This window comes from Methylobacterium sp. 142-1Y (genome assembly GCF_057747795.1).
Genome location: NZ_CM173224.1, coordinates 5,488,583 through 5,504,456 on the forward strand (window position 1 = coordinate 5,488,583; position 15,874 = coordinate 5,504,456).

Annotated in this window: 14 protein-coding genes; 5 read left to right on the forward strand and 9 right to left on the reverse strand. The window is 69.5% G+C overall.

The features are described from left to right. Window positions 1–92: 92 nt before the first annotated feature. Window positions 93–1,529 (forward strand): phospholipase D-like domain-containing protein, encoded by a 1,437-nt coding sequence (locus tag AC3AOF_RS25225; RefSeq protein ID WP_236988285.1) that lies wholly within the window; start codon window positions 93–95, stop codon window positions 1,527–1,529. Here the strand turns inward: AC3AOF_RS25225 and AC3AOF_RS25230 are convergent. The 3 genes from AC3AOF_RS25230 to meaB form a co-directional block, all read right to left on the reverse strand. Further along, window positions 1,462–2,280, reverse strand: a complete 819-nt coding sequence (locus AC3AOF_RS25230; protein WP_488346821.1) for an endonuclease/exonuclease/phosphatase family protein — start codon at window positions 2,278–2,280, stop codon at window positions 1,462–1,464. The genes AC3AOF_RS25225 and AC3AOF_RS25230 overlap by 68 nt on opposite strands. A gap of 79 nt (window positions 2,281–2,359) precedes the next feature. Next, window positions 2,360–3,748 (reverse strand): UDP-N-acetylmuramoyl-L-alanine--D-glutamate ligase, encoded by a 1,389-nt coding sequence (murD, locus tag AC3AOF_RS25235; RefSeq protein WP_488346822.1) that lies wholly within the window; start codon window positions 3,746–3,748, stop codon window positions 2,360–2,362. A gap of 420 nt (window positions 3,749–4,168) precedes the next feature. After that, on the reverse strand, window positions 4,169–5,146 hold the full coding sequence (gene meaB, locus AC3AOF_RS25240) for a methylmalonyl Co-A mutase-associated GTPase MeaB (protein ID WP_236988282.1): 978 nt from the start codon (window positions 5,144–5,146) through the stop codon (window positions 4,169–4,171). A gap of 204 nt (window positions 5,147–5,350) precedes the next feature. Here meaB and AC3AOF_RS25245 point away from each other — a divergent pair, with 204 nt between their 5' ends. Further along, window positions 5,351–6,385: an alpha/beta hydrolase gene (locus AC3AOF_RS25245; RefSeq protein ID WP_236988281.1), complete on the forward strand. Its 1,035-nt coding sequence runs from the start codon at window positions 5,351–5,353 to the stop codon at window positions 6,383–6,385. A gap of 196 nt (window positions 6,386–6,581) precedes the next feature. On the opposite strand, the gene AC3AOF_RS25250 is transcribed toward AC3AOF_RS25245, so the two are convergent. The 3 genes from AC3AOF_RS25250 to AC3AOF_RS25260 all read right to left on the reverse strand — a co-directional run bounded on the left by AC3AOF_RS25250 (window position 6,582) and on the right by AC3AOF_RS25260 (window position 9,016). After that, window positions 6,582–7,199, reverse strand: a complete 618-nt coding sequence (locus AC3AOF_RS25250; RefSeq protein WP_488346823.1) for an SOUL family heme-binding protein — start codon at window positions 7,197–7,199, stop codon at window positions 6,582–6,584. A gap of 4 nt (window positions 7,200–7,203) precedes the next feature. Continuing rightward, entirely contained in the window at window positions 7,204–7,854 is a 651-nt protein-coding gene (locus AC3AOF_RS25255) for an NAD(P)-dependent oxidoreductase (protein WP_488346824.1), read from the reverse strand. 445 nt (window positions 7,855–8,299) lie between these two features. Further along, window positions 8,300–9,016: a PhoH family protein gene (locus tag AC3AOF_RS25260; protein ID WP_048433019.1), complete on the reverse strand. Its 717-nt coding sequence runs from the start codon at window positions 9,014–9,016 to the stop codon at window positions 8,300–8,302. A gap of 132 nt (window positions 9,017–9,148) precedes the next feature. On the opposite strand from AC3AOF_RS25260, the gene AC3AOF_RS25265 reads away from it, so the two are divergent. Beyond that, window positions 9,149–9,358: a hypothetical protein gene (locus AC3AOF_RS25265; protein WP_236988278.1), complete on the forward strand. Its 210-nt coding sequence runs from the start codon at window positions 9,149–9,151 to the stop codon at window positions 9,356–9,358. Window positions 9,359–9,401: 43 nt separating this feature from the next. Here AC3AOF_RS25265 and AC3AOF_RS25270 read toward each other — a convergent pair whose 3' ends face one another. Further along, the gene (locus tag AC3AOF_RS25270) at window positions 9,402–11,765 is read right to left on the reverse strand and encodes an ATP-dependent helicase (RefSeq protein WP_488346825.1); all 2,364 of its coding nucleotides are present in this window, start codon (window positions 11,763–11,765) and stop codon (window positions 9,402–9,404) included. Window positions 11,766–11,899: 134 nt separating this feature from the next. On the opposite strand from AC3AOF_RS25270, the gene AC3AOF_RS25275 reads away from it, so the two are divergent. Then, entirely contained in the window at window positions 11,900–12,151 is a 252-nt protein-coding gene (locus tag AC3AOF_RS25275; protein ID WP_236988276.1) for a hypothetical protein, read from the forward strand. Between the two features lie 9 nt (window positions 12,152–12,160). Here AC3AOF_RS25275 and AC3AOF_RS25280 read toward each other — a convergent pair whose 3' ends face one another. Then, window positions 12,161–12,736 carry a thioesterase family protein gene (locus AC3AOF_RS25280; protein WP_236988275.1) on the reverse strand — a complete coding sequence of 192 codons (576 nt, stop codon included), beginning with the start codon at window positions 12,734–12,736 and terminating at the stop codon, window positions 12,161–12,163. A 244-nt stretch (window positions 12,737–12,980) separates the two neighbouring features. Here AC3AOF_RS25280 and AC3AOF_RS25285 point away from each other — a divergent pair, with 244 nt between their 5' ends. Then, window positions 12,981–14,399, forward strand: a complete 1,419-nt coding sequence (locus AC3AOF_RS25285) for an FAD-binding oxidoreductase (RefSeq protein WP_236988274.1) — start codon at window positions 12,981–12,983, stop codon at window positions 14,397–14,399. A 378-nt stretch (window positions 14,400–14,777) separates the two neighbouring features. Here the strand turns inward: AC3AOF_RS25285 and mraY are convergent, their stop codons facing one another. After that, window positions 14,778–15,863 (reverse strand): phospho-N-acetylmuramoyl-pentapeptide-transferase, encoded by a 1,086-nt coding sequence (gene mraY / locus AC3AOF_RS25290; RefSeq protein ID WP_236988273.1) that lies wholly within the window; start codon window positions 15,861–15,863, stop codon window positions 14,778–14,780. Window positions 15,864–15,874: the final 11 nt, after the last annotated feature.

Consider the following 15,874-nt stretch of genomic DNA (forward strand, 5'->3'; position numbering starts at 1 on the left):
CGGTGGACTGCCGGTTCGCTCAAGTGGATTCCGGGTCCGTCCTCCCGTATCCCGGCCGTGAGAGCGACGCGGACGCGCCGGCAGGAGGCCGTGTGGAACACGAGATCTACCGCTGGCTCGGGATCCTGACCTCGATCCGGTCCGACGTGCTGGCGCCGATCGGCCTCGCCCTGGCGGTCGTCGTCACAGTGCACGCGCTGATGCGCAAGCGCGAGGTCAGCGCGGCGATCGGCTGGATCGGGCTCGTCTGGCTCTCGCCGCTGCTCGGCAGCCTGCTCTACGTGATGTTCGGCATCAACCGGGTGAGCCGGCGCGCCCGCCGCCTGCCGGTCCTGCCCGGCCCCCGCCCCGGCGCGCCGCCGGCGCCGGTGGCCGAGGTGCCCGACGACTTCCAGCCCCTGAAGCAGGCGGTGCAGCGGATCAGCGGCCTGCCGCTGGTCGCCGGCAACCGCATCCGGCGCTACCGCCACGGCGACGAGGCCTATCCGGCGATGCTGGCGGCGATCGACGAGGCGACCACCAGCGTCGCCTTGTCGAGCTACATCATGCGCGACGACGACAGCGGCCGGGCCTTCGCGGTGGCTTTGCGCGCAGCCCAGGACCGCGGCGTCGCTGTCTGCGTGCTGATCGACGGCATCGGCAGCGGCTATTTCTTCCCGGCGATGTACCGGCGGCTGCGGCGCTTGGGCATCCCGGCCGGCCTGTTCATGCACTCGGCGCTGCCCTGGCGGATGCCGTTCCTCAACCTGCGCACCCACAAGAAGCTGCTGCTCGTCGACGGCCGGGTCGGCTTCGTCGGCGGGGTCAACATCGCCGACGAGAACGTCATGGCGAAGAGCCCGCCCGAGCCGGTGCGCGACAGCCATTTCCGCATCGACGGGCCGGTGGTCGGCCAGCTCGCGCAAGCCTTCTGGCGCGACTGGGCTTTCGTGAAGGGCGAGGACCTGGAAGGACCCGCCTGGTTCCCGGAGATCCCGCCTGCCGGGCCGTCGCTCGCCCGGGTCGTCACCTCGGGCCCGGACGCCGACATCGAGAAGATCGAGTTCGTGGTGCTGGAGGCGGTCGCCACCGCCCGGCACTCGGTGCGGCTCGCCACCCCCTATTTCCTGCCGAGCGAGACGCTGCTGACGGCGTTGTGCCTCGCGGCGATGCGCGGCGTCACCGTCGACGTCATCATCCCGCAGGCGAGCAACCACCGGGTGGTCGACTGGGCGACGCGGGCCCATGTCGGGCCGCTGCTGGAGGCCGGCGTCAGGATTTGGCTCGACCGGCCGCCCTTCGACCATTCGAAGCTGATGGTGGTGGACGAGGCCTGGTGCTTCGTCGGCAGCGCCAACTGGGACAGCCGCAGCTTCCGGCTCAACTTCGAGCTCAACGTCGAGGTCTACGACACCGACTTCGCGGCCGACCTCGACACGTTGATGCGGGCCAAGATGGAGCAGCGCCTCACGGTCGAGGATCTCAACTCTCGCGGGATGGCCGTGCGCCTGCGCGACGCCGCCGTGCGATTGCTGCTGCCATATCTTTGAGCGGCGCCCGCTTGCGAAGGTCCTCAGCGCGGTCGCGGAACGCCTCGATCCGGTCGCGCAGGGGCTGAGGCTTGCCCTGCGGGTTGCCGGGTTCGAGATGGACCACGATCGGCCGGTGGTCGGAGGCGCCCCGCGGCAGTACCGCCTGGCCGCGGCAGGTGAGCCCCCGCACCAGGCAGCGGTCGAGGCGCAAGGGCACGAGGTCGACCATGGCGTGGGTCGGGTGGCGCGGCCCGACATCGTGGAAGCCCGGCAGCAGGGCCGGCCCGACGATGTTGTAGTCGCCGAGTACGGCCGCCCGCACCGGCAGGTGCTGGGCGATGCGGCGCAACTGGCGCCGGTTGAGCACCTGGCCGTGCGACAGGTGGACGTTGGCGACCCCGAAGGTGCCGAGATCGAGGATCTGGCAGACCCGGTCGATCAGGGCGCCCGAGGGCAGGGTGATCACCCGCGGCGGGGTCGCCCAGGGGGTCGGGCTCCACATCGCCAGGCCGTGGATGCGCCGCGGCAGCGGCGCCCAGGCATAGTGCCCGCCGGCCCTCGCGTGCAATTCGGTGATGTCGACGGTGGCTTCCTGCATCAGCAGCAGGTCCGGCTTCTCCTGCGCGATCAGCGCCTCGAGGGCGTCGACGGTCGCGCCGGTCCGCCGCAGCAGGTTCCAGCTGATGATCTTGCGCGGGCCGGGCCGGTGCGGCGCGTGGCCGGGGGCGGCCGGGGTCTCGGCGGGCAGGAGGCGTTGGGGGGGCAGCATGGCACCGCGGGGGAAGCGCTCAGAACGTGAGCCGGCGCGAAGCGGCATACGCCGATTTGCCGATTCGGGGAACGGCGCGTCAGGCGCCCGGGGGACGCAGGCCCGGCAGGGCTCGCACGAGCGCGCGGAACTGGTCGCCGCGATCCTCGAAGCTGCGGAACTGGTCGTAGGAGGCGCAGGCCGGCGACAGCAGCACCACCGGCTCCCCCGTTCCATCCCGCTCCGCCGCCGCGGCGGCCTCGGCGACCGCGGCGTTCAGCGTGCCGCAGCGGCTGAACGGCACCTGCCCGTCGAGGGTGGCGGCGAAGTCCTCGGTCGCAGCGCCGATCAGGTAGGCGTGGGCGACCCGGGGGAAATACGGCGCGAGACTCGCGATGCCGCCCTCCTTCGCCTTGCCGCCGAGGATCCAGTGGACGCGCTGGAAGGCCGAGAGCGCCTTCTCGGTCGAATCGGCGTTGGTGGCCTTCGAATCGTTGATGAACAGGACGGCGCCGCGCCGGCCGACCTCCTCCATCCGGTGCGGCAGGCCCGGGAAGGTCGCGAGCGCCGCCGCGAAGGCGTCGGGCGTGATGCCGAGTTCGCTCGCCACCGCGTAGGCGATGGCCGCGTTCTGCCAGTTATGGGCGCCGCGCAACGAGCCGATGCCGGAGAGATCCGCCACCGGCTCCGCCGGCTCCCGCCGCCCGTCGATGACGACGCCGTTCCGGGCAAGAATCCCCGGCCCCTCCCCCGCTTCACCCACATGGACCCGGGTCAGCGGCCCCGTGCGGCGCCCGGCGATCGCCCGGCAGAACTCGTCGTCGACCCCCACGATCGCGTGGGCGGCGCCCGCCACCAGCCGCTCCTTGATGGCAGCGTAGTGAGCCATGTCGCCGTGGCGGTCGAGGTGGTCGGGGGTGAGGTTCAGCAGAACCCCGATCGTCGGCGCCAGCGACGGCGTCAGGTCGATCTGGAACGAGGACAGCTCGATCACATGGACCCGGTCCGGTGACGGCGGCGCTAGCGACAGGATGGCGGTGCCGATATTGCCGCCCATCTGCACGTCGCGGCCGCACGCCGCCAGCACGTGGGCGATCAGCGCCGTGGTGGTCGACTTGCCGTTGGTGCCGGTGATGGCGACGAAGGGCGCGTCGGGACTTGTGGCCGCACGCTCGCTGCAGAACAGCTCGATGTCGCCGATCACCGGAACGCCGGCGGCCTTGGCGAGATCCACCGTCCAGTGCGGCGCCGGGTGGGTGAGCGGCACGCCGGGGGCGAGCACGAGCGCCGCGAAGGTGGTCCACTCCGCCTGCCGGAGGTCGCCGGTCCCGATGCCCTGCTGGGCCGCCGCCTCCATCCGCGCCGGGTTGTCGTCGCAGGCGATGACCCGGGCGCCGCCGGCCTTGAGGCTGAGCGCGGTGGCGAGGCCCGAGCCGCCGAGGCCGAACAGGGCGACCGTCCGGCCGGCGAAGGTGGTGGAGGGTGTCATGCGTCGCTTCGAGCCTTCGCGCCGGGGCGGCGCCGGGCCGGGGCTCGGCGCGTGTCTCTGAGCGGTTAGTGAGACGCGGAGAACCGCTTCGTCAAGCTCTGCCGTGGGATGAGGTGGGGCGGGCTGCCTTGCGGCGATACGTGGCCGCGGGTACTCGCTCGGTTCTCTCGACAGGAACCGACACCCTCCGCGTCATTCCGGGGCCGCGAAAGCGGAGCCCGGAATCCAGAACCGCAAGATGTTCCGAACTGATCGGAACGCCTCTCGCCTTGATCGGCACCATCCGAGTGTCTGGATTCCGGGCTCCGCTTTCGCGGCCCCGGAATGACATGACGGGTTTGAGCTCTGTGGAGACCAATCGAAGAGGCGCGTGGAGACCGCTCGAGCAGGATTTTCCGCTCAGGAGTCGGGTCGAGTGATCTACAACCCGATCAGCTCGGCGATCAGGTCCGCGCCGGCCGCAGGCGAGCGCTCGCCCGCCGCGACCCTGCGTTCGGCCTCTGCCGTCGCCTTGCGTACCTCGGCGCTGCCGGTGAGGCGCTGATGCAGCCGCTCGTGGACGAGGGCCCACATCCACTTCACGTCCTGGCTCCGACGCTTCGCGGCGATCTCGCCGGTGGCGGTGAGCTTGCTGCGATGGTCGAGGATCGCGTCCCACAGGGCGTCGAGCCCCTGGCCGGCGAGCCCCGAGATGGTCGTCACCGGCGGCGACCAGGTGGCGCTCGCCGGGGTCAGGATGTGGAGGGCCGCCCGGTACTCGGCCGCCGCGGCCATGGCGCGGCGCATCCCCTCCTCGCCGTCGGCCTTGTTGACCGCGATCATGTCGGCGAGCTCGAGGATGCCCTTCTTGATGCCCTGCAACTCGTCGCCGGCACCGGGCAGCATCAGGACCAGGAAGAAATCGGTGAGATCCGCCACCGCGGTCTCCGACTGGCCGACGCCGACGGTCTCAACCAGCACCACGTCGAAGCCCGCGGCCTCGCACAGGATCATCGTCTCGCGGGTCTTGGCGGCGACGCCGCCCAGCGTCCCCGACGAGGGCGAGGGCCGGATGAAGGCGTTCGGATCGACGGCGAGCCGCGCCATCCGGGTCTTGTCGCCGAGGATCGAGCCGCCGGTGCGCGACGAGCTCGGATCGACCGCCAGCACCGCGACCTTGTGGCCCCGCGCGGTCAGGGCGGCGCCGAGCGCGTCGATGGTGGTGGACTTGCCCACCCCCGGCACGCCGGTGATGCCGACCCGCACCGCCTTTCCGGCATGCGGCAGGGCGGCATCGAGGAGTTCGCGGGCGGCGGCCCGGTGATCGGCCCGCTTCGACTCGACCAGCGTGATGGCGCGGGCGAGGGCGGCGCGGTTGCCGGACAGGAGCTGGGCGAGGTCGGGAGCCGGGACGGTCATGGGGCCTTTCTGCCGGCTCGCCGCGCGCCCGTCGAGGGCCCGAACCTGTGGACGAAGGGACGACACGCGTGACCTTCGGGCAACAAGCGCGGCTTTGCCCAGGCTCGATGTGTCCCCCGACGCGCCACGGCCACGATCATGCCGCATCGCCGGCCTGAAAGCGAAGCGAAGACCGGCCCTCGCGCCGGGGACGAGTGGGACGACATGACAGCGAACGCCGTGCCGACGCGCCGGGGCCTGGCCCGCCTCGGCCTCTCCGCCCTCGCCAGCCTGTCGCTGGGGGGCTGCCTCGGCGGCGGATTCGGGGGCGGCCTTCTGGGCGACTCGCCGGGGCCGGAGCGGCAATCGGCCCTCGATGTCAGCCCGGTGCTGCTCGTCGCCACCACCCGCCGCCCCGCCGATCCCGCCGGCCGCCCGCCCTACTTCACCGACCAGCGCGGCCGCGGCCTCGCCTTCGCGACGGTGCGCCTCGCCCCGCCCGACCGCTCGCTGATCGGCAAGGTGTCGTCGGTGGTCACCGGCGACTGGCGCATCGCCTCGGCGCCGCGGGTGGTGACCGGCCCGGAGGCCGCCACCGCCTTCGCGGAAGCGGCGCTGGGCCGCGACGTCCTGATCTACGTCCACGGCTACCGCGAATCGTTCGAGACCGCGGCGGTGAGCGCGGCGCAGCTCTCCGACGGCATCCGCTTCCGCGGCGTCTCCGGCCTGTTCTCGTGGCCCTCGGCGGGCAAGACCTTCGATTACGGCTACGACCGCGAGAGCGCCTTGTGGTCGCGCGACGCCTTCGAGGATCTGCTGCGGGCGCTCGCCACCGCGCAGGGCGGCCGCATCCACATCGTCGCCCATTCGATGGGCACGCTGCTCACCCTGGAGACCCTGCGCATGCTGCGGGCCGATGCCGGCGAGGCGGCGCTGGACCGGATCGGCGCCATCGTGCTCGCCGCGCCCGACATCGACATCGACCTGTTCACCAACGGCATCGAGCGCTTAAGCACCGCCGCGCAGAAGATCACCGTGATCTCCTCCACCAACGACCGGGCACTCGAACTGTCGAGCACCATCGCGGGCGGCGTGGTGCGGGCGGGGGCGGCGGATCGCAGCCGGCTGGAGGCGCTCGGTGTGCGCGTCGCCGACGCGTCGGAGTATGGCAGCGGCTTCATCAACCACGACCTGTTCCTGTCGAACGTCGAGGTGCAGCAGGTGATCAAGCGGGCGGTGGCACGGGCGGATGGGCGGTGACGTGTCGTTCGATCATTATTTCTCTTCCAGCAAATAGACCAAAAAACTGAAGCCGGGGGATCCCCTGTCTCACGCGGGCTTGGGGATTCACGCTTCTCCTTTGAGAGCTAACCCATCGGAAGTGGATGCGATCGCCCACACGGGAAAGGGGGACGCACTTTGCTTTGAACCTTTCGTGGAACCAAGCGCCCAGACCTCACGTCCCCAGCCGCAAGGCCACCTCGTTGCGCCTGAGGAACGGGATCGCAAACGGCGGATCGTAACCCATGAAGAACGGTGGCGCCGCCGGCGCTTTCCCTGCTGCCCGCAGCACCTCGGTCAGGATCCGCTCCTGCTCCGCCCGCACCTCCGGCGTGATGCGACCGGAGAAGCGCAAGGCCGCGATCCGCTCCGGCGGCACCGTGACGAGGCGAACCCCCGCCTCGGTCGGTTCCGGCGGGCCGGCGGCCGCGACGGCGTGGGGGAGGAAGAACCGCATCGTGCCGCCGTTCCCCTGCTCCACCGGGACCGTCATAGCAATGGTCCGACCGGCGATGCGCTGCCCGCCAGCCTCCACCGGCGCGGTCATGGCGATGCGGTCGCCGGCCCGGTTCGCGCCGGTGATGTAGCGAAACAGCCGTCCGAAGGCCTCGCCGTCGCCCTGGCCTCGGGAATCGGTCTCGACTGCGATGCGCGGTTCGTAGGCCCGTATCTCGACGCCGCGGTCGAGCCGCTCCATCACCGCGTAGCGCGGCTGGTCGTAGAAGGCGCGCACCCCGAACACGCCGAGGACCGATTCGACCAGCGTGACGGCGTAGTAGAGAACCTTGTCCATGGGCTCAGACCGGGAGCGGGTGGTGGATCAGCACGACCGGGCGCCGGACATGGGCGCCGGTCTCGATCTCCCGGACGATGAACTGCGCGACGTCCGCCCGGGCGATCAGCCCGTTCTTCCACGAGGACGGCCGGTCGAGCACCTGGTAGCGCCCGGTCGCGGGCCCGCCGGTGAGCACGCCGGGCCGGACGAGGGTCCAGTCGAGCCCGCTCTGCCGGATCCGGATTTCCTGTGCGTCCTTGTCGTCGTAGGCGCGGCCGAAGACGAGGCGGAACGGCAGGCGCTGGAGCGGGCCGATCGCCGCGCGGCTGTCGCCGGTGCCGAAGCCGGTGACCGCCACCAGCCGGCGCACGCCTGCCTTCTCCATGGCCGGGACGAGCACGTTGGTGGCGTCCGAAAAGAGCCGTACCGGCCCGAACAGGTCGCGGAACGGCACGCCGAGGGCCTGCACCACGGCATCGATCCCATCGAGCGCAGCCGTGATGTCGGGCACCGACAGGGCGTCGCCGGGGAAGCGTTCGAGATTCGGATCGGAAAGGGCGATCTTGCCGGCGGAGCGGGCGAAGGCCCGCACCCGGTGTCCCGCGGCGAGCGCCGCCTTCACCGTCTCCAGCCCGATGCCCTGGCTGGCGCCGATGACGAGGAGATGGGCCATGCTGCGTCCTGGATGAGCGAGGGAATCGATCGATCCCAAGGAAACGTCCGGGCGCGGGATGGTTGCTGTCGCTGGGGTAGATTTCGGGATGGGCGACGGCGTTGCGACGATGTGCCTGGGATATCTGGCGGGTTGGGCGGCGCGTGGCGCTTATCCTATTACACCCCACCCTCGACCTCATCCTGAGGTGCGACCAAAGGCAGCCTCGAAGGAGGGCTCCAGATAACTCTGAGACCTCTGGAGCCCTCCTTCGAGGTCAGTCGATCCGCGATCGACTAACACCTCAGGATGAGGTCGAGATTGGGATAGAAGACATGCCAAATCGCTCTTCTCGCACGCCAGACGGGCAGCGGAGATTTTCGAAGCGCCGTGATCAACCGTTTCGTCGATAAGCCGTTCAAGACGACAGCCTGCCCGACCTGCCGGCCGGGCAGGCGTCTCACCCTCACACCCGCGCCTCCTCGAAGGCCCGCACCCATTCCGCGCAGATCCCCGAGCGCACGATGTCGTCCAGCCCGAACTCGACGATCGGGATCGGCATCATCCGGCTCTTGACCAAATGGATGACGGTGCGTAGCCCCGAGGTCTCGCGCAGATCGGTCTGGGATACGTCGCCGTTGATGATGACCTGGGTGTCGTCGCCGATCCGGGTCAGGAACATCTTGATCTCGGCCGGGGTGGTGTTCTGGGCCTCGTCGAGGATCACCAGGCAGTTCTTGAAGGTACGGCCGCGCATGACCTCGAAGGGGACGACCTCGATGTCGCCGGCCTTCACGGCGATCTCGAAGGCGCCGTCGCCCATGCGCTCCTTCATCGTCTCGGTGAGCGGCGCGACCCAGGGCGCGATCTTGTCTTCGAGGGTGCCGGGGAAGAAGCCGAGGGAGCGGCCGGAGGGCACGTTCGGCCGGGTGATGACCACCTTCGCGACCCGGCGCTGGCGCAGCAGGTCCGCGGCGCGGGTGCCGGCGATGTAGGTCTTTCCTGTGCCGGCGGGGCCGAGCACGATCACTTGCGGGTGGGACCCGAGGGCGTCCAGATACTCGGCCTGACGGGCCGTCATCGGCTGAATCGGTGGCGGGTTGCGCTCTTCCTCGAAGCGAGTGCGATGCACTCGGATCGGGCGGTCATCAACCAGTTCAAGTCGTGCGCGTCGTCTCTTCACGGATCAACACTCCCACTGGACTTGCGGTGCCGACTATGGTGTGCCCTCTCTCGTGTCCCAGATCTCCCGTGTTGTTGTGATGACTCAAAGTCTCATCGGCCGTGACGGTTCCGGTCGGGGTTGACGCAGGCGGTGGACAAATCCGCCTGTTTCGACCAACAGGGTAAGCAGCCGATGATGAACGAGCAATTGCCGCGCCGCACCATGCCCCTGCGAAATCGGCGGGCATGGCACGGTACGATCGGTTGTGATGAAAACCACACAGCGGTGGAAGGGGCATCGACCGGAGGGGGTACGACGATGGTCGAGCGGACCTGCTGGCTGGACGAGGTCGCCACCTGATCGCCGCTCCCGGTCTGGCGCGGGGCACCCGCGCGGGACGGCCTCAGCCCGAGCCCGGCTGGACGAAGCTGTCGAGGACCATCTTCCGGCCGGCCTTGTCGAAGTCAACGGTGAGCTTGTTGCCGTCGACGGCCGCCACCGAGCCCGGCCCGAATTTGGTGTGGAAGATCCGCGCCCCCACCTCGTAGGCCGATGGCGTACCGGTGGACTTGGCGACCAGCGTGCCCTCGATCTGCTGCGGCCCGCGCCGGCCGGGCGAGGGGCTGCGCCCTCCCCCGCCGAAGCCGCCCTGGCCGTAGCGATCCTGGCCGGCGGTCTGGGCCTGCGCCCGCTGCCAGCCCGGGGTGGAATAGGACGACCCGAAGGCGGGCGCCTGCCGGTCGAAGCGCGAGGGGCCTTGCGAGAAACTGGCCGGCGCCTCGAGCACCGCGACGCTGGCCTCGGGCAATTCGTCGATGAAGCGGCTCGGCACGGTCGAGGACCACAGGCCGTGGATGCGGCGGTTGACCGCGAACGAGATCTTGGCCCGCTTGCGCGCCCGGGTGAGACCGACATGGGCGAGACGCCGTTCCTCCTCCAGGCCGGCCCGCCCGCTCTCGTCGAGGGCGCGCTGGTTCGGCATCAGGCCGTTCTCCCAGCCGGGCAGGAACACGGTGTCGAATTCCAGGCCCTTCGCCGCGTGCAGCGTCATCAGGCTGACCCGGTCGCCGCCCTCGGCCTCGTTGACGTCCATGACTAGGGAGACGTGCTCGAGGAAGCTGGCGAGGTCCGGGAATTCCTCCATCGAGCGCACCAGCTCCTTCAGGTTCTCCAGGCGGCCGGTGGCGTCGGCGGTGCGCTCCTTCTGCCACATCTCGGTGTAGCCGGATTCCTCCAGGATCGTCTGCGCCACCTCCGTATGCGGCTGGTCCTCCAGGAGCTTGGCCCAGCGGGAAAAGCTCTGGCACAGGGCGCGCACGGTCGAGCGGGGCTTCGGCTTCAGCTCCTCGGTCTCGCTCATCATGCGGGCGGCCTGGAGCAGGGGGACCTTGGCGCGGCGGGCGAGCCCGTGCAGGGCCTGGAGCGTCGCGTCGCCCAAGCCGCGCTTGGGCGTATTGAAGATGCGCTCGAAGGCGAGGTCGTCGGAGCCGTTGGCGACGATGCGCAAATACGCCAGCGCATCGCGGATCTCGGCCCGCTCGTAGAAGCGCGGGCCGCCGACGACGCGGTAGGGCAGCCCGAGCTGGACGAAGCGGTCCTCGATCTCGCGCATCTGGGCCGAGATGCGCACCAGCACGGCGATCTCCGACAGCTTGTGGCCCTTGGCCTGCAGGCTCTCGATCTCCTCGCAGACGAGGCGGGCTTCCTCTTCCGAATCCCAGGCGCCCGTGACCGTGACCTTCTCGCCCTCCGGGCTGTCGGTGCGCAGGGTCTTGCCGAGCCGGCCCTCGTTATGGGCGATCAGCACCGAGGCCGCGGCGAGGATGTGGCCGGTCGAGCGGTAGTTGTTCTCCAGCCGCACCACCAGGGCGCCCGGAAAATCATGCTCGAAGCGCAGGATGTTGTCGACCTCGGCCCCGCGCCAGCCATAGATCGACTGGTCGTCGTCGCCGACGCACGCCACGTTGCGGTGGCCCTGCGCCAGCAGGCGCAGCCAGAGATACTGCGCGACGTTGGTGTCCTGGTACTCGTCGACGAGGATATAGCGGAAGCGCTGCTGGTAATTGGTCAGCACGTCCGGGTTCTCGCGCCACAGCTTCAGGCAGAGCAGCAGCAGGTCGCCGAAATCGACGGCGTTGAGCGACTTCAGCCGCTCCTGATAGGCCGCATAGAGCCCCCCGCCCTTGCCGAAGCCGAAGGCCGAGGCTTCGCCGGCCGGCACCTGCTCGGGCGACAGGCCGCGATTCTTCCAGCCGTCGATCGTGCCGGCGAGGCTGCGGGCCGGCCAGCGCTTCTCGTCGAGGTCGGCGGCGGCGATCACCTGCTTCAAGAGCCGCAACTGGTCGTCGGTGCCGAGAATCGTGAAGTCGGAGCTCAGGCCCACCAGCTCGGCGTGGCGGCGCAGGATCTTCGTGCCGATGGCGTGGAAGGTGCCGAGCCACGGCATCCCCTCCCCGGCCGGGCCGATCAGCGTGCCGATGCGCTCCTTCATCTCCCGGGCGGCCTTGTTGGTGAAGGTCACCGCCAGGATGTCGAAGGGCCGGGCCCGCCCGGTCGAGATCAGGTGGGCGATGCGGGTGGTGAGCACCCGGGTCTTGCCGGTGCCGGCGCCGGCCAGCACCAGGACCGGCCCGTCCGTCGCCTCGACGGCGCGGCGCTGCTCGGGATTGAGCCCCGTGAGGTAGGAGGCGTCCTGCGGCACCACCGCGGCGCGGGCGCGGGCGGAGATCGAGGTGGGGGCGGTCCCGGCGGGCAGTTCGCGAGTCATGCCCGCATCACTGGACCAAAACGCGAACGGCGTCGAGGGTGTCGGGCGCATGCCTGTGGGCGAGGCGCCGGAACCTTGCCGCGGGAGCGGCGTCGTTCTCGATGAAAAACCCTTCGCCTACGGAGAGGACCCCGATGCGTGCCCATGCCCTCCTGATCCTGGCTCTCGCCGCCGCGCCGCTCCCGGCGCTGGCGCAGAACCAGGTGCCGACCAACCGCGCCCAGCAGAGGGTCGAGGGGATCAACCGCTCGATCGAATCGGGGGCCGAATCCCGCAGCATCCAGCAGCAGAACCGGTTCGAGACCAACCAGCTCCAGGGCCAGATCCAGCGTCAGCAGAGCATCGCGCCGCCGCCCCCGGCGCCGATCGTCGTGCCGCACCGCTGAGCGGCGTGGTCAGTGCCTGACCCGGGCCCCGGCGGACGCAAAGGCCATGGTGTCCGGCCGGGCATTGTGGCCGTCGCGGCCGCGGGCAGCGATGCCGATCGTCCGGCCCAGGTCGTCAGGCCGCGGAAGCCTTGCATGCGAGCCGAGCATGACCGAGAGATTGGCCTGGATGTCCTCGGGGAACGGCGCCACGCGCCGCGTTTCCGGATCGACGTGGAGGGACAGGTTCTCGGAGGTGGCGGCGACCCATCCCTCGCTGGCGTGGCGGATCTCGGAATAGAAGTGGATGCGCTTCTCGTCGAAGCCGATGAGTTGCAGCGTCACCCGGACCCGATCGTCGAGGACCAGTTCGCGGCGGTAGCGCACATGGACCTCGGCCGCGAAGGTCGTGCCGCGCCCGGAATCCATGTAGTCGGGCCCGAGGCCGACGACTCCGAACGCCTCGTCCACCGCCCGATCGAACAGGACGTGGTAATAGGCCATGTTCAGGTGGCCGTTATAGTCGATCCAGCCCGGCTCGATCGCCATCGTCGACGACACGAACGGCGCGAAGAAGAAGACCGAAGCGGGGCGGTCGTCTGCCATTGTGGGGCTCCCGGTCGGGCGCAGGCGGGATGACAAGGGCGCCCTGGCACGTACCACGCTTGGACACGGGATGCATCCCCGAATGGGTTGCACCTTGGGGCAAGGTGGCGGCCATCCAGCGCACTTCTCCGTGACCGGGCCGCCGGATATGCCGGCCTGGAAGCGGCTGCTAGAGTGCCGGCAAAAGGCTGGCGGTTTTAACAAGCAGCACCGTCCGCCGCGAGAACCGTCCGGGAGATCCGCCATGAACGCCCAGAGCCCCGCCCCCAGCCGCGCCCGACCAAGCCCTGAGACCGTCGAGGCGGTCATCCGCGAGCTGACGGCGCAGTTCGGCAACCGTGTCGTCACCTCGCAGGCGGTGCGCGAGCAGCATGGCAGCACCCTGACCTGGGTCGCCAACCAGCCGCCGGACGCGGTGGTCTATGCCGAGAGCACCGAGGACGTGCAGGCAATCGTGCGGGTCTGCGCCGCGCACAAGATGCCGGTCGTCGCCTTCGGCACCGGCACGTCGCTCGAGGGCCACGTCAACGCGCCGTTCGGCGGCATCTCGATCGACATGAACGGCATGAACAAGGTGCTGGCGGTCCATGCCGAGGACCTGGATTGCGTGGTCCAGCCCGGCGTGACCCGCAAGGCGGTGAACGAGCACCTGCGCGACCAGGGCCTGTTCTTCCCGATCGATCCCGGCGCCGACGCCTCGCTGGGCGGCATGGCGGCGACCCGGGCATCCGGCACCAATGCGGTGCGCTACGGTACGATGAAGGACAACGTGCTGTCGCTCACCGCCGTGATGCCGAACGGCGACGTCGTCCGCACCAGCCCGCGCGCGCGCAAGACCTCGGCCGGCTACGACCTGACCCGGCTGATGGTCGGCTCGGAGGGCACCTTCGGCATCATCACCGAACTGACGCTGAAGCTCGCCGGCATCCCGGAGGCGATCTCCGCCGGCGTCTGTCCTTTTCCGAGCATCAAGGCGGCCTGCGACGCCGTCATCGTGACGATCCAGTCCGGCCTGCCGGTGGCCCGGATCGAGCTTCTGGACGAGGTTCAGGTCGCGGCCTGCAACGCCTATTCGAAGCTCACCCTGCCCGAGACCCCTCTCCTGCTGGTCGAGTTCCACGGCACGGATGCCAGCGTGCGCGAGCAGGCCGAGCGCTTCGGCGAGATCGCGGCGGAATTCGAGGGCGGGCCCTACGAGTGGGCGACCAAGGCGGAGGAGCGGACCCGGCTCTGGCAGGCCCGCCACGACGTCTACTGGTCCGCGGTCGCCATGCGGCCGGGGGCCCGGGTCATCGCTACCGATGTCTGCGTGCCGATCTCGCGGCTGGCCGAATGCGTCGACGAGACCAAGCGCGACATCGTCGAAAGCGGCATCACGGCGCCGATCGCCGGCCATGTCGGCGACGGCAACTTCCACACCTCGCCGCTTGTCATGATGGACGATCCCGACGAGATCGCCCGGGTCACCGGCTTCATCGAGCGCCTGGTCGCCCGGGCGATCGCCATGGAGGGCACCTGCACCGGCGAGCACGGCATCGGCCAGAAGAAGATGCGCTTCATGGAGCTGGAGCACGGGCCCGAGGCGCTGAACCTGATGCGCACGCTCAAGCGCGCGATCGACCCGGACAACATCATGAATCCCGGGAAGGTGGTGGTGGTTTAAGGCTCCACGCGATGGCCGGCATTGCCGATAAGGCGGTGCCGGTTCAGTGTTCTGTCCGTGATCCCCCACGTGAACTCATACGATTTCCGGCTGATCGCTTCGCGATGCGGAAATCGGCTTCGCTCAGGCGCCGCGCGGGCTCGTGATACGAAATCCGGAAGGGATCTTCCGGATTTCGTATCACACCCTCCGCGTCATTCCGGGGCCGCGCAGCGGAGCCCGGAATCCAGAACCGCAGGATGTTCAGAAGAAAGCGGAACGCTGTCCGCCTTTTCCTGACAAAACTGAGGGTCTGGATTCCGGGCTCCGCTGCGCGGCCCCGGAATGACATGGAGGGTGTTATTGTCGTGGGAGAGAACGCAAGCCCGGCCCCGGCCCCTACCGCAGTTTCAAGGTCGCCAGCCCCAGCAGCGCCAGCACCACCGCGATGATCCAGAACCGGATCACCACCTGCGGCTCCTTCCAGCCCTTCTGCTCGAAATGGTGGTGGATCGGCGCCATGCGGAAGACGCGCTTGCCGGTGAGCTTGAACGAGGCGACCTGGATGATGACGGAGAGGATCTCCAGCACGAACAGGCCGCCGACGATGCCGAGCACGATCTCGTGCTTGGTCGCCACCGCGACGGTGCCGAGCAGGCCGCCGAGCGCCAGCGAGCCGGTATCGCCCATGAAGATCTGGGCCGGCGGCGCGTTGAACCACAGGAAGCCGAGGCCCGCCCCGATGAGCGCCCCGCAGACCACCGCCAGCTCGCCGGTGCCCGGGACGTAGTTCACCTGGAGGTAGGACGCATAAATGACGTTGCCGACCAGGTAGGCGATGATCCCGAAGGTCGCCGCCGCAATCATCACCGGCACGATGGCGAGCCCGTCGAGGCCGTCGGTGATGTTGACCGCGTTGCCCGCGCCGACGATCACGAAGCCCGCGAAGGCGACGTAGAACAGGCCGAGATTGATGATCGCGTCCTTGAAGACCGGGAAGGCGAGCCGGTAGGCCAGGCCCGGCGCCGAGTATTCCGCCACCGCGACGCAGGCCGCGACCGCGATCAGGGCCTCGAGGGCGAGGCGGAACTTGCCGGAAAAGCCCTTGTGGCTCTGCTTCGTGACCTTGAGGTAGTCGTCGTAGAAGCCGATCGCGCCGAAGCCCAGCGTCACCATCATGACGATCCAGACGTAGTGGTTGCGCGGATTGGCCCAGAGGATCACCGCCACCATCACGCCGGCCAGGATCATCAGCCCGCCCATGGTCGGCGTGCCGCGCTTGGTCAAGAGGTGCGATTGCGGGCCGTCCTCGCGGATCGGCTGGCCCTTGCCCTGGCGCAGGCGCAGGAGCGAGATGATCCAGGGCCCGAACCAGAACACGAAGAAGCCCGCCGTGAACAGCGCGCCGCCGGTCCGGAAGGTGATGTAGCGGAAGACGTTGAGCGGCGAGAACACGCCGCTCAGGTCGGAGAGGAGGTAGAGCATCCCGGATTCAT